We start from the raw sequence: 21,764 nt of genomic DNA on the forward strand, positions 1-21,764 counted from the left end.
GGCCCTCACGGCCAACCGGCGCGTACGAACGCGGGGGCGCCGTTCGGCTCGGTTCCGCTCAGCGGACCGGCATGCCCTGCGGCTGCTGCGGGGCGATGCCCAGCGCCGTCATGTACTTGGAGAGCACCAGCTTACCGACCGCCGGGTACGCGCCGAGCGCCTCCGCGGTGGCGCAGTCCACCTCCTTGGCGGCCGCGTCCAGCAGTCCGGCGTCGATCTCCGGGCCGATCAGGTACGGGGCGAGCGCGAGCTGCTGGGAGCCGGAGGAACGCAGCTGCTCCGCGACGGACGCGATCGAACCGTCCTCGTCGAGCGCCGCGGCCATCACCGGCACGGCGAGCCGCGCCGCGAGCAGCATGCCCGTGATGCCCGCCGCCTGCACGGCCTCGTCGCCGCCCACGGACGCCAGGATGATGCCGTCCGCCGCGGTCGCCACGGTGAACAGCCGGGCACGGTCGGCACGTGCCAGTCCCGCCTCGGACAGGCGCACGTGCAGCGCCTCCGCGAGCAGCGGGTGCGGGCCGAGGACATCGGTCAGCTCGGCGGCGACACGGCTCTCCATCACGGCCTGGCGGACCTGGCGCAGCAGCGAGCCGTCCGGGCCGGCCAGCAGCGGCACGACCACGCCCACGGGGCCGTCCGGTTCCTTCACGTCCATGCCGGCGGCGCGGGCCTGCTCGTAGCGGGCCGTGCGCTCCTCGCCGACACGCGCGAGCACGGACTGCAAGGTCGGGAACTCGTCACCGTTCCCGTCGAGGTACCCGATCCGCGCGTCCAGGCCGGGCAGCTCGGAGCGCGCGATGCTCACGACCTCCTCGGCGAGGCTGCGTGTGGCGGCGCTGGGCGTGCCCGGCACCGCGAGAACGAGCGCGGGCGCGCCTTCGGGAGCCACCAGGGGTTCCGGACGGCGGTGCCGCCCGGGCTGGCGGGGTCGCGGCATTCGTACAGGCAGGCCGGATGCGGGCCCAGTGGGGGAGCTCATGGCGCCGCATGCTACTGGCTTTGTGGGTTCCCCTGTTCGGGGAGGGTGCAGGTGAGCGGTATCCGTCCGCATTTGTCTGATGAGTTACTTGCCGATCAGCGGAGATAGCGTGCGTTCCGGCTCTGCGGGGAGCGGCTTCGCCGATCGCCCGCGGCGGTCCGCGGATACGGGAGGACGCGCGTTCGGCACGGAGAAGTGCCTGTCCGGTACGAGGTGTTGGTCCGCTTTGCGGGGTCAGTTTCCGGCCACCTCGTGGAGCATCCGCGCGTCGCGTGGCAGCGCGAGGGCCCCGGTGGCCAGTTCGGTGGCGATGCGTACGGCACCGTGCAGCGGATCGCCCTCGGCGGGTACGCGCCGCGCGTGCGGGAGCCGCTCCTTCAGCTCCAGTTCCAGCGGCGCGAGGAGGGGCTCGCCCATGTGGAACACGCCTCCCGTGAGGGCGATCAGAGGCTCGCCGTCGGCCGGGCAGACCGCCGCGGCGGAGTCGGCCATGTGCCGGGCCGCCGCGCGCAGGATGTCCGCCGCCACCGGGTCGTGCCCGGCGCAGGCGGCGACCTGCGGGGCGAAGGAGGCGAGCACGGCGGGGCGGTCCGTGCGCGGGTAGAGGCGCGCCGGCAGCTCGCTCACCGGACCGAACATCTCCTCGGCGCGCACCAGCAGAAGGGCCGAGCCCTCGGGGCGTCCGTCGTGGGCGCGCAGTGCCGCCTCCAGGCCCGCCCGGCCGATCCACGCACCGCCGCCGCAGTCGCCCAGCAGATGACCCCAGCCGTCCGCCCTGCGCCAGCGCTCCAGGTCGGTGCCGATCGCGATCAGTCCGGTGCCGGCGGCGACCACCGCACCGGCGTGTGGGCCGAGGGCGCCGGTGTACGCGGTGACCGCATCGGCGACCAGGGCGATCCTGGGCGCGCCGAACTCACGCGTCAGGGCGGGGGGCAGTTCGGCGCGCATCCGGTCACCGAGGGTGGCGAAACCGGTGGCGCCGACGACGACCGCGCGCGGGGGGCCGGCCCCGGCGGCGCCGATCAACTGCCGCGCCATGGGTAGCAGTTGCTCCAGCAGATGCCCGGCGTCGACACCGCGTGCCCCGATCCGCACGGGCTCGCCGGACACCAAGGGATCAGCAAGAACCTCACCGCCCGCCGCCAGTACGACACGCAGCCCGGAGCCCCCGGAGTCGACGGCCAGCACGAGCGGCGAGCCCGGACCATCGGAGCCGGAGCCGGAGCCGGAGCCGGAGCCGGAGCGGGGTTTGTTGTTGGAGCTGGAGCTGGAGCTGGAGTCGGTGCGGGTGCGGGTGCGGGTGCGGGTGCGGGTGCCGATGTCGGAGCCGGTGACGGCGGGCGGTTCCGGACCATCGGAGTCGGCAGCCGGAGCGGTCGGGGGAACCGGAGCGTGCGGCGACGGTGCGGGCCGCGGCGGTTGCCCGGCCCGGCGGCGGCTCGTTCCCGGCGCGCCGTCAGAGGGTGACGGCGCGCCGGACACCAGCACCGGCGTCGGCTTCGGTGCCGGCCTCGGCCTCGGCTCCGGCCCCGTGCCGGTCATGGCAGGCGCCAGTCCACCGGCTGGGCTCCCTGCCGCAGGAGCAGGTCGTTGGCCCGGCTGAACGGCCGGGAGCCGAAGAAACCGCGGTCCGCGGACATGGGAGAGGGATGGGCGGATTCGATCGACGGGTAGTCGCCGAGCAGGGGACGGAGGTTACGGGCGTCACGGCCCCAGAGGATGGACACCAGTGGACGGCCGCGCGCCACCAATGCCCTGATCGCCTGCTCCGTGACCTCCTCCCAGCCCTTGCCGCGGTGCGCCGCCGGCCGCCGCGGAGCCGTGGTGAGCGCCCTGTTGAGCAACAGCACACCCTGCTGGGTCCACGGCGTCAGGTCCCCGTTGGACGGCTGGGGCAGCTCCAGATCGGCCTGCAGCTCCCGGTAGATGTTGATGAGGCTGCCCGGCAGCGGCCGCACGTCCGGTGCGACCGAGAACGAGAGCCCCACCGCGTGTCCCGGTGTCGGGTACGGATCCTGTCCGACGATCAGGACGCGGACGTCGTCGAAGGGCTGCTGGAAGGCCCGCAGGACGTTCGGCCCGGCCGGGAGATAGGTGCGTCCCGCGGCGAGCTCCGCGCGCAGGAAGTCACCCATCTCGGCGATCCGTCCGGTCACGGGTTCCAGAGCCTTCGCCCAGCCCGCCTCGACGATTTCATGCAACGGTCGTGGTGCCACGGCGTCACCCTACTGCCGTCCGCGCGGACGCGATCAACCAGTGGCCGCGGCACGACCGGGAATGACCGGTCCGTTGACGAACGGACCGCCTCCCGGGCGGACTTGGCTCGCCCATGCACGCGTCCGGCACACACGCGCACGGACGACGGCGCGGACGGGCGAAAGGCGACGTGCGCGGGCGGGCGCAGAATGACGTGCGCGGACGGGCGGAGGGCGACGTGCGCGGACGGGCGGAGGATGACGTGCACGCACGTGCGACAGGCACGGACGTGCGCAGGCGGACGACTGCGCGGACCGGCTCCATCCGGTGTCAGTCCACGACCGCCGCGCGCACGCACAGCACGTCCGGCAGATGAGAGGCGAGCTGCTGCCAGCTGTCGCCGTCGTCGGCCGACGCGTAGAGCTCGCCGTTGCGGTTGCCGAAGTACACGCCCGCCGGGTCCGCGCCGTCCGTGCACATCGCGTCGCGCAGCACCGTGCCGTAGTGGTCCCCGTCCGGCAGCCCGGCCGCGAGCGGTTCCCAGGTCTTGCCCGCGTCCGCCGTGCGGAAGACGCGACATCGCCGGCCGGCCGGTACCCGGTCCGCGTCGGCGTTGATCGGGAAGACGTACGCGGTGTCCCCGCGGTGCGGATGGGCGGTCACGGCGAAACCGAACGTCGACGGCAGGCCCTCGCCGATGTCCGTCCAGTGCGCGCCCGCGTCGTCGCTGCGGTACACGCCCCAGTGGTTCTGCAGATACAGCCGGTCGGGGACGACCGCGTCGCGTGCGATCTTGTGCACGCACTGGCCGAACTCCGGGTTCGGATCGGGCAGGAACACCGCGGAGACACCGGAGTTGGAGGGGAACCAGCTCGCGCCCCCGTCCTCGGTGCGGAACACCCCGGCCGTGGAGACGGCGACGGTGACGGTCCGCGGGTCGCGCTCGTCGGTGAGGACGGTGTGCAGCCCTTCGCCGCCGCCACCGGGCACCCACCTGCCGCGCGTGGGGTGCTCCCAGAGCGGCCGTACCAGCGTGAAGCTCTCGCCCCGGTCCTCGGAGCGATACAGGGCGGCCGGCTCCGTGCCCGCGTAGACCACGTCCGGTTCGGCCGCCGACGGATGCAGCTGCCAGACCCGCTCCAGCGAGGCCCCGGTGTCCTTGGGGAACTTGACGGGTGCCTGGGCGGGCTCGGTCCAGGTACGTCCCAGGTCGTCGGAGTGGAACACCGACGGGCCCCAGTGCGCGCTGTCGCCCCCGACGAGGAGCCGGGGTGTGCCGTGACGGGTGTCGATGGCGATCGAGTACACGGCCTGCGCGTTGAAGTACGGGCTCTCGTCCCACTCCCAGGCGCCGCCGCGCCGCCGCCCGACGAACAGACCCTTGCGTGTGCCTACGGTGAGCAGGATGCCGGCCATGCCGACCACCTCCGGGACGTCGCTGTCTCAGTCACGGGCCAGTCTGCACCCCGGCACTGACAGTCCCCCTCGGAGAACCCGTCGGCGCAGGTCAGCGGGCGCGGTCGACCAGGACGCCGTCCGGGACGGTGGAGTCACGCGCCGGGGCGGCCGTACGGAGGGACCACGCGGGGTCCTTCGTACGGCCGCCCGGGGCCGGGTGGAGCAGGTCGCGGCCGCCACCCCGCGACCGGGTGCCGTCGGGGTCAGTCGTAAGTGACGTCGGACGTCGAGTACTTGCAGTACGTCCCGTCAGGTCCGCTGCCGATCTCCTTCGGCTCGTCCCCGCTGCTGTTGCCCGTGAAGCGGGTGCAAATCTTGATCTTCTTGCTGCTGTCGCCGTGGACGCGCACCTTGGTCAGGGTCGCGGTGTCGCCGTAGTTCTGGTTGATGCCGACGACCGAGGTGCCGGGAGCCGTCACGTCCACGTCGTTGATGACGATCGTGCGCTTGTACTGCGTGGAGCAGTTGCCGCAGGAGCGGACCAGCTTGCCGAAGTTCGAGACCTGGAAGCCGGTGACGGTCAGCTTGCCGGCGCCGTTGAACTGGAACACCTTGTCCGAGGCAGACTTCGCCCCACCGCCGCTGACCGTGTACGTCGCCGACGACGACTTGCCCTTGAAGGTGGCCGCGTCCTCGCCGACGTCCTCCCACCACACGTTCTGCAGCGTGCAGCTGCCCGAGCAGTGGATGCCGTCGGCCGCCGGGGAGCCGAGGATCACGTTCTTCAGCACGGCCCCGTCGGCCAGCTGGAACAGCGGGTCCTGGCCCTCGTCCTGGCCGTCACCACCGAGGTCGCCGCTGCCGTAGAAGCGCTGGAGTTTGCCGTCGTACGTGCCGGAGACGGCCTTCGTCGCCGTCAGCGGCACGCTGCCCGTGGCGGTCGGCCAGGCCGCGGCCGCGCTCGCGGTGCCCGTCAGGCCGCTCGCGAGGAGGGTCGAGCCGGTCAGTCCGAGAGCGGCCAGGGTGCCGACGAGGGCGCGCCGCCGGGCGGGCCGGGCGCGGTGACGGCGTTGTCCGAGATGCTGACGTACTGGCGATGTCATGTCCCGATTCCTCTTTCAGTGGGGAACAGTGGGGGGAACAGGGGGTCCTGCGGGAGAACCCCGTGAGAGATCCCGTGAGAGATTCCGTGGGGGACGCGCAGGGGTGCCAGAGCTTCCCGGCGCCCGCACCCGCGCCCGAGGTCACCGAGGCGACGACCGGCGAGGCGGGCTCGGCCGGGTGGCCGGCCTCTCCGGTCTTTGCGCTCGTGCACGGGAGGGGCGTGTACGCATGTGGGGTGCGTCCCTTCGGGAGAACCTGGCAGGTCACCTACATGACCGCTGTTCATCATGCTGATCTCCGCGTGCAGGGCGGAGAGCTGTGCGGCGCGGTGCTTCAAAGCCCGGGGAGTGCACTTCCCCAGGTGGTGCGCATGGCTGCGGCTGCCGTTCCGTAGCGGAGGCGGTGCTACCGGGTCACCCCGCTGAACGGAAGGTAAGGGGAAAGCGCTTACTGGTCAACGGTTCGCACAGAACTCACCGACCGGGCGCGGATGTCGGACAGCGAATCTTTTCGATGCGTGGGAGCGGTTCCAGGAGAGCCATGTCCATGCCACGATGCCTCCGCGGTTGCCCCGCGCGTCATGCCGTACGAGCCGTCGAGCCGTGCACGGGAAGGGACGAGGACGTGTCCACCACTGTCGGCAACACCCCGAGGAGGCCGCTCCGTTCGGCGCTCCTCGCGCTCCTCGCAGGACTGGTGCCGTTGCTCGCGGCGACCTTCCTGGCCGTACCGCACGCCTCCGCCGCCGTACCCCCGGCGAACGCTGCCGCGTCCGGGGGGCCGGCTGCCGTGTCCGGAGCGAACGCTGCCGCGTCCGGGGCGTCCGCCGCGGTGCCCACCGGAACCCTCACCGAGGTGACCGACTTCGGCGCGAACCCCAGCAATCTCCGGATGTACCTGTACGTGCCGGAGAGCGTCACCCCGAACCCGGCGGTCCTGGTGGCCGTGCACTATTGCACCGGCTCGGGCCCGGTGTTCTACTCCAACACGGAGTTCGCCTCGCTGGCCGACCGTCACGGGTTCGTCGTGATCTACCCGTCCGTCACCCGCAGCAGCAAGTGCTTCGACGTCTCCTCGCCCCAGGCGCTGCGCCGCGGCGGCGGCAGCGACCCGGTCGGCATCAAGTCCATGGTCGACTGGGTGACGCGCACCTACGACGCCGACACCGGCCGCGTCTTCGCCACCGGTGCCTCGTCCGGCGCCATGATGACCAACGTCCTGCTCGGCGACTACCCGGATGTGTTCGCGGCGGGCGCCGCCTTCTCGGGCGTGCCGTTCGGCTGCTTCGCCACCACCGACGGCTCCGAGTGGAACAGCGCCTGCGCCAACGGCACCGTGAACCGCACCCCGAAGGAGTGGGGCGATCTGGTCCGGGGTGCCTACCCCGGCTACACCGGGCCCCGGCCGCGTATGCAGCTGTGGCACGGCACCGCAGACGACACGCTGCGCTACCCCAACTTCGGGGAGGCAATCGAGCAGTGGACCGATGTGCACGGCCTCGGCCAGACGCCCGCCCGTACCGACTCGCCCGCGTCCGGCTGGACCCGCACCCGCTACGGCGCAACCGGTGACCAGGCCCCCGTCGAGGCCATCAGCCTCCAGGGAGTCGGCCACAACCTGCCCACCACCGGCATGGCGGCCCGCGCGATCACCTTCTTCGGCCTGGACGACGCGGGATCCGGTCCCGGCCCCGAACCGCAGCCGGGCGGCTGCCGGGTGTCCGTCACCACCCAGGCGTGGAACACCGGTCTGATCGCCTCGGTGACCGTCACCAACACCGGCTCCACGCCCGTCGACGGCTGGAAGCTGGGCTTCACGCTCCCGGCCGGGCAGAGCATCACCAACGGGTGGGGCGCCTCCTACGCCCCGGCCACCGGAACGGTCACCGCCACCAACGCCTCGTACAACGGCACGATCGCGGCCGGCGCGAGCGTCTCCATCGGCTATCAGGCGAGCCACACCGGCAACAGCGCCGAGCCCGCCGCCTTCACGCTGAACGGCGCCGCCTGCACTGTCATCTGACGGACGGTTCGGACCGTCATCTGACGGTCCGGACCGTCACTTCGCGACTTCCGCGACTCCGGACACCCCGCCGAAACCCGCCGCCCCAGGAAGGCCCCGCCGCCCGTGAAGCCGTCGTCGACAGGCCCCTCGCCCGAGCCCGTGCAGCAGCCGAGCAGAACGCCGCTCGGCAACCTGATCGCCGTATGGGTTCTGGCCCTGGCCCTCCTCGCCGTCCCGTCCGCGGTCGGCGCCACGGCCGGCGGCGGCGAGACCGCCGTCACCGACCGGGGGCCGGGCCGGGCACAGCCGCACTGGGTGAACACCTGGACCGCGATGCCGCAGCTCACCGAGCCCGGCAACATGCCGCCCGCGCCCTTCACCGGGGACGACGCCGTGCTCGTCGACACGACCCTCCGGCAGACCCTGCGCGTCACCACCGGCGGCGAGCGCATGCGGCTGCGCTTCTCCAACGCCTTCGGCACCACCGCGCTGCCCCTGACGGCGGTGACCGTCGCCCTGCCCCGCGACGGGCGGGCCGGAGTGAGCGCGATCGAGCCCGGCACCCTGCGCGAGGTGACGTTCGGCGGGCGCGCGTCCACCACCGTGCCGGCCGGCGCGCAGGTCGTCTCGGACCCCGTGGACTTCCGCCTCCGGCCGGGCTCCACCCTCACGGTGACCGCCTATCTCGCCGAGGGGCAGCAGTCCCTCGCGCTCACCTCGCACCCGGGTTCCCGCACCACCTCGTACCTCCGGCACGGCGACGGTACGGCCGACGCGGACCTGCCCGGGGCCACGGCCACGGACCACTGGTACCTGCTCAGCGACGTCGAGGTCGTCTCCGGTGCCTCCACGGCCGCGGTCGCCGTCGTCGGCGACTCCCTGACCGACGGCCGGGGCTCCACGACCAACGGCAACAACCGCTGGCCCGACCAGTTCTTCGACCGGCTGCGGGAGCACCCCGCCACCGCCGACGTCGCCGTCCTCAACCAGGCCGCGGGCGGCAACCGCGTCCTCGCCGACGGCCTCGGCCCCAATGTCCTCGCCCGCCTCGACCGCGACGTCCTCGCCCGCAGCGGTGTCGCCTGGCTGATCGTCTTCGAGGGGATCAACGACATCGGCACCGCCGAGGCCACCGGCACGGCCCAGCGCCGCGTCACCGAGGACCTGATCGCCGCGTACGAGCAGATCGTCGTCCGCGCGCACGCGCAGGGCATCCGGGTGTACGGCGCGACGCTGCTGCCCTTCGGCGGCAACACCATGTACGACGACCCGGACGGGCTGCGCGAGTCCTCGCGCCGGGCCGTCAACGAGTGGATCCGCACCAGCGGCCGGTTCGACGCCGTGATCGACCTGGACCGCGCGGTCCGCGACCCGGACGATCCGCGCCGGCTGCGCGCCGGACTCCACGACGGGGACTGGCTCCACCTCAATCCCGAGGGCTACCGGATCCTCGCCGCCGCCGTCCCCACCCGGCTCTTCCGCACTCCGGCCCGCCCGCAGGACCTCGCCACCGGCTGACGCCGACGGGGGGCGAGCGGGGCCGGACCGGTGGCGCGCGGCCGGCCCCGGCTTGTTGCCCCTGCTCCCCGGGGTCATTCTTGGACATATGGTGACGGCTCCGCGTGGCCCCGAGCGGACGGACCCGGCCGGCGACGCCCTGGCCGTGGTCGACGCAGACGGCACCCTGACGGGCTGGAGCGAGGGAGCCCGCCTGCTGACCGGTCACACGGCCGCCGAGGTCACCGGCCGGCCGGCGGCCGAGCTGGTGGACGGGGACCCGGCCGGGGCCTGGCGGACCCTCTGCGCGGGCGGGGAGGCGACGGTGCCCCTCCGCCACCGCGACGGACGGCGGATGGACATCACGCTGCGGGCGTGCCCCGTACGGGGGGAGCAGCCGGGCTACGTCGTCACCACGGCCGCGAAGAATCCGGCGGAGCCGGAGGGCGTCCTCATGGGGGCGGCCTTCCAGCAGGCATCCATGCCGATGTACGTCTTCGACACCGAACAGCGGTATCTGCGCCTGAACGACGCGGCGTGCCGGGTCATGGAACGGTCGGAGGCGGAGGTCAGGCACCGGTACTACCCGGACACCGTGGACGACGCCGGCTTCCTGCGGCATCTGCGCATGGTGGTGGAGAGCGGGCGGCCGGTCCGCTACGAGAGCCGGACCACCGCGCCGTCCGGACGGAGCGCGCACGCCTGGATCATCGAGATGTGGCCGGTGCGCGACTCCTCGGGCGAACTGATCGGCACGGCGCTCGCCGCGCTGGACAGCAGCGAGCAGTATCTGGCCCGGCAGCGGCTGGCCATCCTGAACGAGTCCGCCGACGCGCTCGGCACCCGGCTGGACGTGTCCCACACCGCCGAGGAGCTGGCCACGCTGGTGGTGCCCCGGCTCGCGGACTGCGCGACCGTCGACCTCCTCGACTCGGTGCTCCAGGGTGAGGAACCCCCCATGGGTGCCGTGGGCGGTGACGCGAAGCTCTGCCGGGTCGCGCACCGGTCGTCGCTGGGCGCGCCCGGAGCGGAGTCCGGGACCGGCGTGGGCGCGGCGGAGAGCCACCCGCCCACCTCGCCGCCGATGCGCGCGCTGGCCTCCGGCGGGGTCGTGCTCGCCCGGACCGGGACCCCCGACGTCGACGAGTGGCTCGCGCGGCGGGCGCTGCACCACCCCGGGCTGCGCGCGTGGCTGGGCCACGAACTCTCCCTGATGGCCGTACCCCTGGTGGCACGGGGCACGACGCTGGGCGTGGCGTTGTTCGCCCGGGCCCTGACGCCCGGACGGACCGTCCCCTTCGGGCCCGACGACGTCTCCCTCGCCCACGAGCTGACCAGCCGGGCCGCCGTGTGTGTGGACAACGCCCGCCGCTACACCCGGGAGCGGACCACCGCGCTGGCCCTGCAGCGCAGTCTGCTGCCGCAGGACATCTCGGGTCAGGTGGCCGTCGAGTTCGCCTCCCGGTATCTGCCCGCGCTGTCGCAGGCGGGGGTGGGCGGCGACTGGTTCGATGTGATCCCGCTGTCCGGAACCCGGGTGGCGCTGGTCGTCGGCGATGTCGTGGGCCACGGCATCCACGCCTCGGTGACCATGGGCCGGCTCCGTACGGCCGTGTGGACGCTGGCCGATGTCGATCTGCCGCCGGACGAGCTGCTCACCCACCTGGACGACCTGGTCGGACATCTCGCGACCGACGAGAGCGGCAGCGCCGCGGAGATCGCGGCGACCTGTCTGTACGCCGTCTACGATCCGGTGGCCCGGCGCTGCACGATCGCCTCCGCCGGACATCCCCCGCCCGTGGTCCGGCTGCCCGACGGCAGTGTGCGGACTGTCGAGATGTCCGCCGGCCCGATGCTCGGCGTGGGCGGGCTGCCGTTCGAGGCCACCGAGATCCAGCTGCCGGAGGGCTCCCTGCTGGTCCTCTACACCGACGGGCTGATCGAGGGCCGTGAGCTCGACGTGGACTCGGGCCTGCGGGCCCTGTGCGCCGCCCTCGCCGCCCCGGCCGAGAGCCTCGACGCCCTGTGCGACACCGTGCTGCGCTCCTGCCTGCCGGACCGGCCCAGCGACGACGTGGCACTGCTGGTCGCCCGCACCGAGGCCCTCCACGAGGAACGGGTGGCCGTCTGGGACATGCCCGCCGACCCGGCGATGGTCGCCACCGCCCGCCAGCACACCATCGAACAGCTCGCCCGCTGGGGGCTGGAGGAGGTCTCCTTCGTCACCGAGCTCGTGGTGAGCGAGCTGGTCACCAACGCCATCCGCTACGGCGGTGCCCCCATCCAGCTGCGGCTCATCCGCGACAACTCGCTGATCTGCGAGGTGTCCGACGCCAGCAGCACCACGCCGCATCTGCGCCGGGCCCGCACCTACGACGAGGGCGGCCGGGGCCTCCTCCTGGTCGCCCAGCTCACCGACCGCTGGGGCACCCGCCCGAACCGCAACGGCAAGACCATCTGGGCGGAGCAGTCGCTGCCGCCGGAGGGCTGAGCGGGGCGGCCCTCGGGAGGGCCGCCACCAGGGCCCTCCCGGGGGCCGCCCCCTCGGGCGTCAGACGGACCGGTGGTACTGGTCAGGAACGAACGGCTCGGCACCCAGCTCGCGGGCCGCGTGCCGCGCCCACGACGGGTTGCGCAGCAGCTCGCGGCCCAGCAGCACCGCGTCAGCCTCCCCGTTGGCGAGGATCTTCTCGGCCTGCTCGACGTCCGTGATGAGGCCCACGGCGGCGACGGGCAGCGTGGTCTCGGCCTTCACCCGTGCGGCGAAGGGGACCTGGTAGCCGGGGCCGGTGACGATGCGCACACCGGAGGCGTTGCCGCCGGTCGACACATCGAGCAGGTCCACGCCGTGCTCCTGCAGCTCGGCGGCGAAGCGCACCGTGTCGTCGGTCGTCCAGCCGCCCTCCTCCAGCCAGTCGGTGGCGGAGATGCGGAAGAACAGCGGCTTGTCCTCGGGCCACACCGCACGCACGGCGTCCACGACCTCGAGGGCGAAGCGGACGCGGTTCTCGTACGAGCCGCCGTACTCGTCGTCCCGCTGGTTGGAGTGCGGGGAGAGGAACTCGTTGATCAGGTAGCCGTGGGCGCCATGGATCTCGGCGACCTCGAAGCCGGCGGCCAGGGCGCGGCGGGCCGCGTCCGCGAACAGGGCGACGGTCTCGCGGATCTGCTCGACGGTGAGCTCGGCGGGCACCGGGTGGCCCTCCTGGAACGGCACGGCGCTCGGCGCGAGCGGCTGCCAGCCGTACGCCTCGGGGCCGACCGGCTCGCCGCCCTTCCAGGTGCGCTCGGTGGAGGCCTTGCGGCCGGCGTGCGCCAGCTGGATGCCGGGGACGGTGTTCTGTGTCTTCAGGAAGTCCGTGATCCGGCGGAACGCCTCGACCTGGGTGTCGTTCCAGATGCCGAGGTCGTAGGGCGAGATCCGGCCCTCGGGGCTGACGGCGGTGGCCTCGACGATGATCAGGCCGGTGCCGCCGGTGGCGCGCGCCGCGTAGTGGGCGAAGTGCCAGTCGTTCGGGGCGCCCGTCAGAGGACCCTCCGGAGCGGCCGAGTACTGGCACATCGGGGGCATCCACACCCGGTTCGGGATGGTCAGCTCACGCAGGGTGTAGGGCTCGAACAGCGCGCTCACGGAGAACTCCATTCGTGGCGAGGGGGGCTACGACGACTCGTACGATAAGCATCGTAGTACGGCGTGTGTCAAACTACGATGACTCTCGTACAATGAGGCAACCCCTGAGCCCTCGATACCGCCGAGCCGCTGAGCCGAAGTGGAGCCGCCGTGACGATCCCCGCCCCCGCCGGTGCCGGCGGCCGTGAACTGCCGCATCCTCCGCGTGAGGAGATCCGTCTGGAGGGCGTGCTGCAGGCCCTGTCCGACCCGATGCGGCTCCGCATCGTGCGGGAGCTCGCCGCCGGCGGTGACGAGCTCTCCTGCTCGCAGTTCGACCTGCCGGTCACCAAGTCCACGACGACGCACCACTTCCGGGTACTGCGGGAGAGCGGGGTGATCCGGCAGGTCTACCGGGGCACGGCCAAGATGAACGGTCTGCGCGCGGACGACCTGGACGCCCTGTTCCCCGGACTGCTCGACGCCGTCCTCGACGCGGCCGCCCGGCAGGCCGACCGGCTGGGCGGCTGACCGGGCTCACGCGGTACCGGGCGCCCGGCTGCCCGGCCGACGGCCGCGCACCCTTGGCGCCGCCGTGCGGGGTGACGTCCGTTCTCGTACGCCCGTACGAGGACGCCGTGCGCTCCCGCCGGCCCGTCCGCGGCCGGCGCCGACGCGTCGTACCGGAGCCGCGCCCGCGCACACGCCCGCGTGCGCTCCCGTCAGACCGTGCCGCCCCGCGCCGCCGCCAGCAGGGACCCCCAGTCGGACAGCTTGACCACGCTCCGCCCGAGCGATGCCCCGAGCTCCGCCTCGGCCTGCTCGATCGCCTGCCAGCCGGACCACTCCACGGGCACATGGCCCTCCGCCCGCAGCACCGCGAGCGGATCGCCCGGCAGCTCGCGCCGTACGAGGGCGGGCGCGTCCTCCAGCAGCGAGGTCACCGTCTCCTTGGCGCACGGCCGGTTGGTGCCGATCACTCCGGTCGGGCCCCGTTTGATCCACCCGGCCACGTACTCGCCCGGCGCGACCACGCCCTCGCGCAGCACCCGCCCGGCGAGATGCGGCACCGTGCCGTGCTCGGCGTCGAACGGCAGCCCCTCCAGCGGCACCCCGCGATAGCCCACCGACCGCAGCACCAGCTGGGCCTCGATCTCCTCGTACCGCCCGGTGCCGGTCAGCCCGCCCCGGCCGTCCGGCTCCGTCCGCTCGAAGCGCACCGCGCCCACGCGGTCGCCGTCGGCGGCGTCGGGCAGGAGTGCGACGGGCCGCAGGTGGAAGCGCAGCCGCAGCCGGTGCCGGACGGTGTCGCCGGGAGCCGCGTCCGCCGCCCAGCCGCGCAGCACCTCGACGTTGCGGCGCTGGGGGCCGGGCAGGGCCGAGGGGTCGGCGTACCCGGGGTCGAGCTCCAGCTCCGCCCGGTCCACGGTGACCTTCGTGTCCGGGAGGGTGCCCAGCTCCCGCAGCTCCTTGGTGGTGAAACGGGCCTGTGACGGACCGCGCCGCCCCACCATGTGGACCTCGGTGACCTCGCTGGCGGCGAGCGCGCTGAGCGCCGCCTGCGGCATGTCGGTGGGGCTCAGCTCGGTGACGCCGCGCGCCAGCATCCGGGTCACGTCCACCGCGACGTTGCCGACGCCGATGACGACGGCCGTGCGCACCCCGGGCAGGAAGCCGTCCGTGACGGCGTCCGGGTGGGCGCTGTACCAGGACACGAACTCGGTCGCCGACCAGCTGCCGCGCAGCTCCTCGCCGGGGATGCCGAGCCGGCGGTCCGTGGCGGCGCCCACGCAGTAGACCACCGCGTGGTAGAGCTCGCCCAGCCGGGTGACGGGCAGCCCCGCCGGGCCGATCTGGACGCCGCCCAGGAAGCGCACCCGGTCGTGTTCCAGCACGGTCCGCAGGGTGTTCTGCAGGGACTTGATCTTCTCGTGGTCGGGCGCGACGCCGTAGCGCACCAGGCCGTACGGGCACGGCAGCCGGTCGAGGACGTCGACGCGCACCCCGGCATCCTGCTGGACGAGACTCTGGGCCGAGTACACCCCGCTCGGTCCCGAGCCGACGACGGCGACACGCAGCACTGCGGAGCTCCTTACCCGAGGCCTTACCCGAGGAGATCGCTGATGCCTTCAGCATCGCACCGCGCCGGGCGACGGGGGAGAGGGCGCGATGCCGGTAGGCCGTACGGCGCGGGAAACGGAACGCGATGACGCGCGGGGGGCGGAACGCCGTACGGCACGGGGCCGGGCGGGGTCGTGGCAGGCCGTGCGGCGGGTACGGCGCGGGCCGCTGCGCTGACGGGGTGCGGTGGACGGTCCCGGCGTGCGTGCCTCTTCCGCCCAGGTGTGATCATTCACTTACGTTCCGTATGTGACGGAAGCATCCTTTCTTAATCTTTCTGATCGAAATTGGCCGGATAGTGATGTCTCCGTGTGGCCCGCGTGGCAGCTGCGGGACCGGGCGGGTGTCACGGTGTGGTTCCGCGCCCGGCTGGCCTTCACCGACGGCGCCCGCGTCGACGCGCTCGCCGTGGCGGCCGGGGATCATGTCTCCATCGAGGAGGTGCGCTCCGAGCCGCCCCTGGACCTCGACGACCTGGCCGTGCTCGCGGACTGGCTGGAGGGTCCGCTGTTCGAGGCGTGTGTCGGCGCGCGGTCCGGACGGTCCGGGGCCTCTGGTCCGTGCGGACCCCCGGGGGCGTCCGGACACCCGGAACCGTCCGGATCGTCCGGAGCGCTCGGGCCGTCCGGCGAGTCCCGGCAGAAGGCGTCGCGGCACATCCGGCCCGCCTGGCCGCGCGGCACCGAGGGTCGCCGGCTGGTCGCCGAGGAGTACCGTGCGGCGCAGGAGCGGGGCACCGATCCGGTGCTCGCCGTGATGTGCGCGACGGGCCACAGCCGACGCAGAGCGCTCAGGCTGATCGCCGGGGCACGCGATGCCGGCCTGCTGCCGCCCCGCCACGTACGGCGCTAGACGAGTCCCGGTCCCCGCCCCGCCGCTGTCCCTGCCCTTGTTCCACCCCGGCCTCGGGCATCCTCACAGCATGTCGCGCATCCGGCCGATCTCGGACGTCTGCTGGGCGATGACGTCGTCGGCCATCTCCTCGATCTGGAGGTTGTTGCCCTCCGCCTTCACCTCCGTGGCCATGGTGATCGCCCCGTCGTGATGCGTGATCATCAGCTTCAGGAAGAGTTCGTCGAACGCCTTGCCCCTGGCCGCGCGCAGCTTCTTCAGCTGGGCCTCGGTCGCCATGCCGGGCATCGCCTCGTGCTGATGGCCGTCGGCTCCCGAACCGTCCGCCCTCTCCTCACCGTTGGATTTCAGCCACCCGTCCATGGCGGCGATCTCCGGCCCCTGTGCGGCGGAGATCCGCTCGGCGAGCCGCTGCACTTTGTCCGAATCCGCGCGCTGAGGAACGAGTTTCGTCATCTCCAGTGCCTGGGCATGGTGCTCGATCATCATCCGCGCGTAGGAGAAGTCCGCGGAGTTGGGAGAGTCGTCCTCGGCGCGCCGCTGCTCCGCGTCGGCGGCGGAGAGGGTCTCGGCCGCCTCGCCGGGCTCGCCGGGCGCGATCACCGAGGGGCCGGTCGCGCTGGCCGAGTCCGTGCCCCCGCCGGAGTCGGATCCGGAATCGCAGCCCGCGAGCACGAGCACGGCGGCCGCCAGCGACACCGCGATCAGCGGCGCCCGGGGTGTACGGCGAACGAGCACAGTGACCTCCAGATGGGCACAGAACTGACGGACACCTCGTGAGTGTCGGTGACCGGTCTAGCACGGTTCCCTGCGTGAGTGATCAAAACAATTCATTACGAGTACGTTTCCGTCTGTTGATCTGTGCATGCAAAGGACGATACTGCGGGGGTCCGTGAACCGTTCAACTGTGAACGGCGACAAGGGAGGACGCAGTGACCCTGTTGAACAACCCGCGAACACGGCGGAGACGCCTGGGCGTTGCCGCCACGGCGGCCGGGCTCCTGGCCGCGCTGCTCACGGCGGCCCCGGCGGTGGCGACCCCCGACCCCGGGGACGCTCCCGTCCAGGAGAAGAGCGTCTCGAAGAGCGACGTCGCCGAGGCGAGGGCGGCGATCGAGGCCGGGGAGATACCCGCACAGGACGAGGTCGTCCACTCCTCGAACATCACGCACCTCACCAACATCCCCAAGGACGCGCTGGCCGGCACCAACTCCGACCTGGCCTTCCAGGGCAAGTACGCCTTCGCCGGCAACTACGACGGCTTCCGTATCTTCGACATCAGCAACCCGAAGGCGCCCAAGACGGTCTCCCAGGTCCTCTGCCCGGGTTCGCAGAACGACATCTCGGTCTCCGGCGACCTGCTGTTCCTCTCCACCGACTCCTCGCGCAGCGACGACTCCTGCAACAGCACCACGCAGCCCGCGACCGAGAAGTCCTCGTGGGAGGGCATGAAGGTCTTCGACATCAGCGACAAGCGCAACCCGAAGTACGTCGCCGCCGTCGAGACCGCCTGCGGCTCGCACACGCACTCGATCGTGCCCGAGCGCAAGAACGTCTACATCTACGTCTCCTCGTACTCGCCGAGCGCGTCCTTCCCCGACTGCCAGCCGCCGCACGACGGCATCTCGGTCATCAAGGTGCCGCGCAAGGCCCCCGAGAAGGCGGCCGTGGTGGGCTTCCCGGTCCTCTTCCCCGGTGAGGGCGTCGACGGCGGCGGCAACCCGGGCGCGCCGACCAACCCGGGCGTGTCCAAGACGACCGGCTGCCACGACATCACCGTGCTGCCCTCCAAGGACCTCGCGGCGGGCGCCTGCATGGGTGACGGCATCCTGTTCTCCATCAAGGACCCGGAGCGCCCGAAGGTCATCGACCGGGTCCAGGACAACGTGAACTTCGCGTTCTGGCACTCGGCGACCTTCAACCAGAAGGCGAACAAGGTCGTCTTCACCGACGAGCTGGGCGGCGGCTCCGCGGCCACCTGCAACGCGGCCATCGGCCCCGACCGCGGCGCCAACGGCATCTACGACATCGTCGGCAAGGGCGACAAGCAGAAGCTGGTGTTCCGCAGCTACTACAAGATCCCCCGCCACCAGGCCGACACCGAGAACTGCGTCGCCCACAACGGCTCGCTGATCCCGGTCAAGGGCAAGGACATCATGGTCCAGGCCTGGTACCAGGGCGGTGTCTCGGTCTGGGAGTTCACCGACTCGGACAAGCCCAAGGAGATCGCGTACTTCGAGCGCGGCCCGCTGTCCACCGGCGCCCTCACGCTCGGCGGCTCCTGGTCGGCGTACTACTACAACGGCTACATCTACTCGAACGACATCGCGAAGGGCCTGGACGTCCTGAAGATCAGCGACCGGCGCACGGACCCGGGCAGCCGCATCCGCCTGGACGAGCTGAACGTCCAGACGCAGCCGGACTACTTCGACTGACCGGATTACTTCGACTGACCGGACTATTTCGGCTGACCGGTCCGGTCGGACTGACCCGTCCGGCCCGTCCGGCCCGTCCGGCCCGTCCGGCCCGTCCGGCCCGTCCGGTCCGTTCCTTCCGGCCGGCACAGCTCCGTCGAGAAGAACCGTGACAGATCCCTGTCGCACGCCCCGCCGGGTCCCTCGGGACCCGGCGGGGCGCCCGCGTCCCAGTCGAGCCCGTAGCGCCGGAACAGCTCGGTCCGCAGCACGGTGACGGGCAGCGGCACGTTCGGCAGCACCATCGCGTACACCGAGCCCATCAGCAGGGAGCGCAGCAGCGCGTAGTCGGCGGTGGTCTCCGCGGAGCCGTGCCGCGCGACCGTGTCCCGCAGCAGTTCGGCGAGCCGTTGCTGCTCGGGGCACTGCACGAAGCCGTCCGGGTCGAGCAGCCCCGCCATGTGCTGGCGCATCAGCACGGGCCGGTCCCGGGCGAGCCCGAGGATCGCGTCGATCGCCCGGGCCATCCGTTCCCGGCCGTCCTCGGTGCGCGGTTCGCGCTCCAGGGCCTCCTCCAGCGTCCGGTGCATCAGCCGGTGCACGGCCGACTGCACCAACTGCCGCTTGCCCGGGAAGTAGTACGACACCAGCCCCCGAGCCGACCCGGCCCGGTCCGCGATGTCCCCGAGCGTCGTCGCCTCGTACCCGCGCTCGCCGACCAGTTCCACCGCAGCCTGAAGCAGCCGTTCCCGGGAGCGCCGCCGCAATTCTTCATTGACCGAGGCGCTGCGCGGGGACATCCTGTAACTCCTGCGTTGACTGGCTGCCAGCCAACTATACTCAGCGCGACCGGGAGAACACCCTGCGAGGGGACTCCCGGGTTGCCCTTCGCCCCGGGCCACGCGGGGGATGGTCCGGGGCGGACGGGCTGCCTCACCCGCGCTGTCGGTCTGCCAGATCCAGAACCGGCCGCAGCCCGTCCGGCCGTCGCGCGGCCGGCAGATGGTCCACGAAGTGCACCGCGCAGCCCAGCGCGGCCGCGCCCCCGTCCGCCCGGCGGTCGTCCCCCACCATCAGGGTGTCCCGCGGATCGGCGCCCAGGGCCTCGCAGGCGGTGGCGAACAGCCGCGGATCGGGCTTCTGGACACCGTGCTCGTACGAGAGCACGTACGCGTCGACATACGCGTCGAGGCCGTGATGGCGGAAAACGGGCCGCAGATCCCAGCCGATGTTGCTGACCACCCCGACGGCCACCCCGCGCCCGTGCAGGGTGGCGAGAACCTCCGCCGCGTCCGGGTAGGGCTCCCAGGCGGCCGGGGCCATGTGACGGTCGTACAGGGCGTCGTGGAGGTCCGGGGAGGGCAGCTCCACCCGGCGCGAGAGGGCGGTGTACGCGCTCCGGTGCAGTTCCGCGCTCACGTCACGGGTCCGCCACACCTCCTGGAGATCCTCCGGGACCAGTGCGGGAGCGGCCCCGCCGGGCAGCGCCCCCGCCGTCTCCAGGGCTTCGGCCGTACGCAGCAGCTCCCGCTCCGGCAGGACGAGACCGCGCTCGCCCAGCACCGTCCGCAGACAGGTCCCGGTGGATTCGATCCGGAAGAGCGTTCCGGAGAAGTCGAAGAGCACGCTTCCGTTCGCCACGAGATGATCCTTCGGCGGACGCGTCGCACCCGTCAAGTGCCCCGCGCGTCCCGCCACTTCCCGTACGAGACCACCGTCAGCACCACCACGAGGGAGCCCAGCAGCCAGCCGCCCAGGACGTCCGACGGCCAGTGCACACCGAGCCAGACGCGGGTCAGGCCGACACCCAGCACGGAGACCACCGCCACGGTGAGGGCCGTCAGCCACAGGGCGCGCCCGGCGCCGTACAGACGCAGCAGCCACAGCAGCAGGCCGCACACCACCGTGGCGGTCATGGCGTGCCCCGACGGGAAGGCCGCGTAGTGCGCGGAGTCGACCGGGTCGGGCCACTCGGGGCGCTCCCGGCCGATCGCGGCCTTCAGGCCCTGCTGCACCAGCGTGCCCAGCGCGACCGCGACCACCAGCCAGGCGGCGAGCCACCGTTCCGCGTGTCTCCACAGCACCCACACGACGGCGACCGCGGCGAGGACGCGCATCGTGACGGGGTCCCACACCCAGTCCGTGAGGATGCGGAAGGTCTGCGTGACGCCGGGTTCGCCGACCGCCCAGCGGTGCGTGGTGCGGGCGATGTCCCCGTCCAGCGACATCAGCGGCTGCCAGGAGGCGGCCACCAGCAGCAGAAGCAGGACGGTGGGCACCGCGAGGGCGACGGCGGCGCGCACGGCCGCGCGCGGGCCCGCGGGACGGGGTGGTGAGTCGAGGTGTGGGGGGCGCATGGAGGTGATCCTGTCCGACCCGCGGGGGCCGGGGTCAACTCCTCAGCGTGAGAATGACGTCACGCCGTGCGCCGGAACTCGAAGGGACGCCCGTCAGTTGTAGATGAATGGCCCGTTGCGAACGGATGCCCCTGCCGTGAACGACGTGAACGTACGGCCGTCGGCGTGCTCCGTTCTCCCGCGCGGTGCGGCCGGCCTACCCGAGCGCCCGCAGCCCCGGTACGAACGTCACCAGCACCGGGATCACCGGAACGAGGGCCGCGGCCGCCGTCAGCCGCAGCCGCCGGACCGCCGGGAGCCGGTCCGGCGGGGTCAGCAGGCGGTGGACGCGCTGCGGGACATGGGCCTGCGGCGTCGGGCAGGGGCCGAACACCCCACGGTCCTCGTTGAGTTCGACCAGCGCGAGGGCGGTGGTGAGGCGGCCGAAGCGGCGGGAGGCCATGTCGTCGGCGGCGAGCTCCACCAGACGGTGCATCTCGTCACGGAACGCGGCGAACACGGGCACCTGCGGGAAGCCGTCCGCGAGCGCCGCCGAGCAGTGCAGCAGCCAGTCGTGCCGGGCCCGCGCGTGACCCTGCTCATGCGCGAGCAGGGCGTCCAGCTGCCGGCCCTTCAGACGCCGCAACGCGGCCGTGGTGACGACGAGCTGCGGCTGCGCGCCGGGCAGCCACCAGGCGTCCGGGCGCTCGCCCTCCAGCACGACCAGAGGGTCGGCACCCGGCTCCTCCCCGGGCAGCAGCGGGGCGCGTACGAGGAGTTCGGCCCGCCGCAGACGACGGCGCCGCCGCGCGCGGACCACCTCCCGGACCAGCATCGCCCCGGTCCACACGCCGCCGCTCGCCAGGACCACGGCGGTCGTCGCGGCCCACGGGCGGCCCGTGCTCAGCGCGTACGCCTCCACGACCCCGTGCGGCGCGGGCGCGAACACCTGGCCGCGGACGGCGGCCCAGGCGGCGGCCGCGCTCAGCGTCATCGACAGCGCGCAGCACAGCAGCACGGCCACCACCACGCACTGCCACACCCACAGGGCGACCACGGGCTCGCGGTCCGGCCAGTCGGCCCGGGCGAGCAGCCGCGGAGCGACGACGGCGGCCAGGGCGCCGAGCAGCATCAGTGCCGCGGGGACCATCATGAGGGAAGCCTATGAGGGCCGTGGGCCGCGGCGACATGGGGCCGGACGGCAAAGTGACGCAGACCACGGTTTCGTACAGCGCCGACAGGGCGCCGAC

At 72.7% G+C, this 21,764-nt stretch carries 18 protein-coding genes; 6 read left to right on the top strand and 12 right to left on the bottom strand.

Annotated elements, in window-relative coordinates:
• Window positions 1-58 precede the first annotated feature (58 nt).
• The 5 genes from IE242_RS31850 to IE242_RS31870 form a co-directional block, all read right to left on the bottom strand.
• Window positions 59-982 carry a sirohydrochlorin chelatase gene (locus tag IE242_RS31850; RefSeq protein ID WP_189865548.1) on the bottom strand — a complete coding sequence of 308 codons (924 nt, stop codon included), beginning with the start codon at window positions 980-982 and terminating at the stop codon, window positions 59-61.
• 234 nt (window positions 983-1,216) lie between these two features.
• Window positions 1,217-2,170: an N-acetylglucosamine kinase gene (locus IE242_RS31855; RefSeq protein ID WP_189865699.1), complete on the bottom strand. Its 954-nt coding sequence runs from the start codon at window positions 2,168-2,170 to the stop codon at window positions 1,217-1,219.
• Between the two features lie 350 nt (window positions 2,171-2,520).
• Window positions 2,521-3,198 (bottom strand): uracil-DNA glycosylase, encoded by a 678-nt coding sequence (locus tag IE242_RS31860; RefSeq protein ID WP_189865550.1) that lies wholly within the window; start codon window positions 3,196-3,198, stop codon window positions 2,521-2,523.
• Between the two features lie 310 nt (window positions 3,199-3,508).
• A complete protein-coding gene (locus IE242_RS31865; protein WP_189865552.1) occupies window positions 3,509-4,594 on the bottom strand; it encodes a WD40/YVTN/BNR-like repeat-containing protein in 1,086 nt (361 codons plus the stop codon).
• Window positions 4,595-4,839: 245 nt separating this feature from the next.
• Window positions 4,840-5,679, bottom strand: coding sequence for a pectate lyase (locus IE242_RS31870; protein ID WP_189865554.1), 840 nt, complete (start codon window positions 5,677-5,679; stop codon window positions 4,840-4,842).
• A gap of 625 nt (window positions 5,680-6,304) precedes the next feature.
• Between IE242_RS31870 and IE242_RS31875 the strand changes: the two genes are divergently transcribed.
• The 3 genes from IE242_RS31875 to IE242_RS31885 all read left to right on the top strand — a co-directional run bounded on the left by IE242_RS31875 (window position 6,305) and on the right by IE242_RS31885 (window position 11,672).
• Window positions 6,305-7,702: an extracellular catalytic domain type 1 short-chain-length polyhydroxyalkanoate depolymerase gene (locus IE242_RS31875; RefSeq protein WP_229859715.1), complete on the top strand. Its 1,398-nt coding sequence runs from the start codon at window positions 6,305-6,307 to the stop codon at window positions 7,700-7,702.
• A gap of 141 nt (window positions 7,703-7,843) precedes the next feature.
• Window positions 7,844-9,202 carry an SGNH/GDSL hydrolase family protein gene (locus tag IE242_RS31880; protein ID WP_373299641.1) on the top strand — a complete coding sequence of 453 codons (1,359 nt, stop codon included), beginning with the start codon at window positions 7,844-7,846 and terminating at the stop codon, window positions 9,200-9,202.
• 88 nt (window positions 9,203-9,290) lie between these two features.
• A complete protein-coding gene (locus IE242_RS31885; protein ID WP_189865558.1) occupies window positions 9,291-11,672 on the top strand; it encodes a SpoIIE family protein phosphatase in 2,382 nt (793 codons plus the stop codon).
• A 60-nt stretch (window positions 11,673-11,732) separates the two neighbouring features.
• Here IE242_RS31885 and IE242_RS31890 read toward each other — a convergent pair whose 3' ends face one another.
• Window positions 11,733-12,812: an NADH:flavin oxidoreductase/NADH oxidase gene (locus IE242_RS31890; protein ID WP_189865560.1), complete on the bottom strand. Its 1,080-nt coding sequence runs from the start codon at window positions 12,810-12,812 to the stop codon at window positions 11,733-11,735.
• 150 nt (window positions 12,813-12,962) lie between these two features.
• Here IE242_RS31890 and IE242_RS31895 point away from each other — a divergent pair, with 150 nt between their 5' ends.
• Window positions 12,963-13,322 carry an ArsR/SmtB family transcription factor gene (locus IE242_RS31895; protein ID WP_189865562.1) on the top strand — a complete coding sequence of 120 codons (360 nt, stop codon included), beginning with the start codon at window positions 12,963-12,965 and terminating at the stop codon, window positions 13,320-13,322.
• 191 nt (window positions 13,323-13,513) lie between these two features.
• Here the strand turns inward: IE242_RS31895 and IE242_RS31900 are convergent, their stop codons facing one another.
• Window positions 13,514-14,872: an FAD-dependent oxidoreductase gene (locus IE242_RS31900; RefSeq protein WP_189865565.1), complete on the bottom strand. Its 1,359-nt coding sequence runs from the start codon at window positions 14,870-14,872 to the stop codon at window positions 13,514-13,516.
• Window positions 14,873-15,221: 349 nt separating this feature from the next.
• On the opposite strand from IE242_RS31900, the gene IE242_RS31905 reads away from it, so the two are divergent.
• On the top strand, window positions 15,222-15,764 hold the full coding sequence (locus IE242_RS31905) for a DUF6214 family protein (protein ID WP_189865567.1): 543 nt from the start codon (window positions 15,222-15,224) through the stop codon (window positions 15,762-15,764).
• A 63-nt stretch (window positions 15,765-15,827) separates the two neighbouring features.
• Here the strand turns inward: IE242_RS31905 and IE242_RS31910 are convergent, their stop codons facing one another.
• Window positions 15,828-16,502: a DUF305 domain-containing protein gene (locus tag IE242_RS31910; protein ID WP_229859716.1), complete on the bottom strand. Its 675-nt coding sequence runs from the start codon at window positions 16,500-16,502 to the stop codon at window positions 15,828-15,830.
• A 194-nt stretch (window positions 16,503-16,696) separates the two neighbouring features.
• On the opposite strand from IE242_RS31910, the gene IE242_RS31915 reads away from it, so the two are divergent.
• On the top strand, window positions 16,697-18,199 hold the full coding sequence (locus tag IE242_RS31915) for an LVIVD repeat-containing protein (RefSeq protein WP_189865569.1): 1,503 nt from the start codon (window positions 16,697-16,699) through the stop codon (window positions 18,197-18,199).
• Between the two features lie 23 nt (window positions 18,200-18,222).
• Here IE242_RS31915 and IE242_RS31920 read toward each other — a convergent pair whose 3' ends face one another.
• The 4 genes from IE242_RS31920 to IE242_RS31935 form a co-directional block, all read right to left on the bottom strand.
• Window positions 18,223-18,978 carry a TetR/AcrR family transcriptional regulator gene (locus IE242_RS31920; protein WP_189865571.1) on the bottom strand — a complete coding sequence of 252 codons (756 nt, stop codon included), beginning with the start codon at window positions 18,976-18,978 and terminating at the stop codon, window positions 18,223-18,225.
• 133 nt (window positions 18,979-19,111) lie between these two features.
• On the bottom strand, window positions 19,112-19,819 hold the full coding sequence (locus IE242_RS31925; RefSeq protein WP_189865573.1) for an HAD family hydrolase: 708 nt from the start codon (window positions 19,817-19,819) through the stop codon (window positions 19,112-19,114).
• 32 nt (window positions 19,820-19,851) lie between these two features.
• Entirely contained in the window at window positions 19,852-20,535 is a 684-nt protein-coding gene (locus tag IE242_RS31930) for a phosphatase PAP2 family protein (protein WP_189865575.1), read from the bottom strand.
• 196 nt (window positions 20,536-20,731) lie between these two features.
• Complete coding sequence (locus IE242_RS31935; RefSeq protein WP_189865577.1) at window positions 20,732-21,667, bottom strand: M56 family metallopeptidase; 936 nt, start codon at window positions 21,665-21,667, stop codon at window positions 20,732-20,734.
• Window positions 21,668-21,764 lie beyond the last annotated feature (97 nt).

This window comes from Streptomyces poonensis, from assembly GCF_014650915.1.
Lineage (GTDB): Bacteria > Actinomycetota > Actinomycetes > Streptomycetales > Streptomycetaceae > Streptomyces > Streptomyces poonensis.

Coding starts and splice junctions, on each gene's coding strand:
- IE242_RS31850 (WP_189865548.1), bottom strand. CDS start 982: ATGAGCTCCCCCACTGGGCCCGCATCCGGCCTGCCTGTACGAATGCCG.
- IE242_RS31865 (WP_189865552.1), bottom strand. CDS start 4,594: ATGGCCGGCATCCTGCTCACCGTAGGCACACGCAAGGGTCTGTTCGTC.
- IE242_RS31870 (WP_189865554.1), bottom strand. CDS start 5,679: ATGACATCGCCAGTACGTCAGCATCTCGGACAACGCCGTCACCGCGCC.
- IE242_RS31885 (WP_189865558.1), top strand. CDS start 9,291: ATGGTGACGGCTCCGCGTGGCCCCGAGCGGACGGACCCGGCCGGCGAC.
- IE242_RS31920 (WP_189865571.1), bottom strand. CDS start 18,978: ATGTCCCCGCGCAGCGCCTCGGTCAATGAAGAATTGCGGCGGCGCTCC.
- IE242_RS31930 (WP_189865575.1), bottom strand. CDS start 20,535: ATGCGCCCCCCACACCTCGACTCACCACCCCGTCCCGCGGGCCCGCGC.
- IE242_RS31935 (WP_189865577.1), bottom strand. CDS start 21,667: ATGATGGTCCCCGCGGCACTGATGCTGCTCGGCGCCCTGGCCGCCGTC.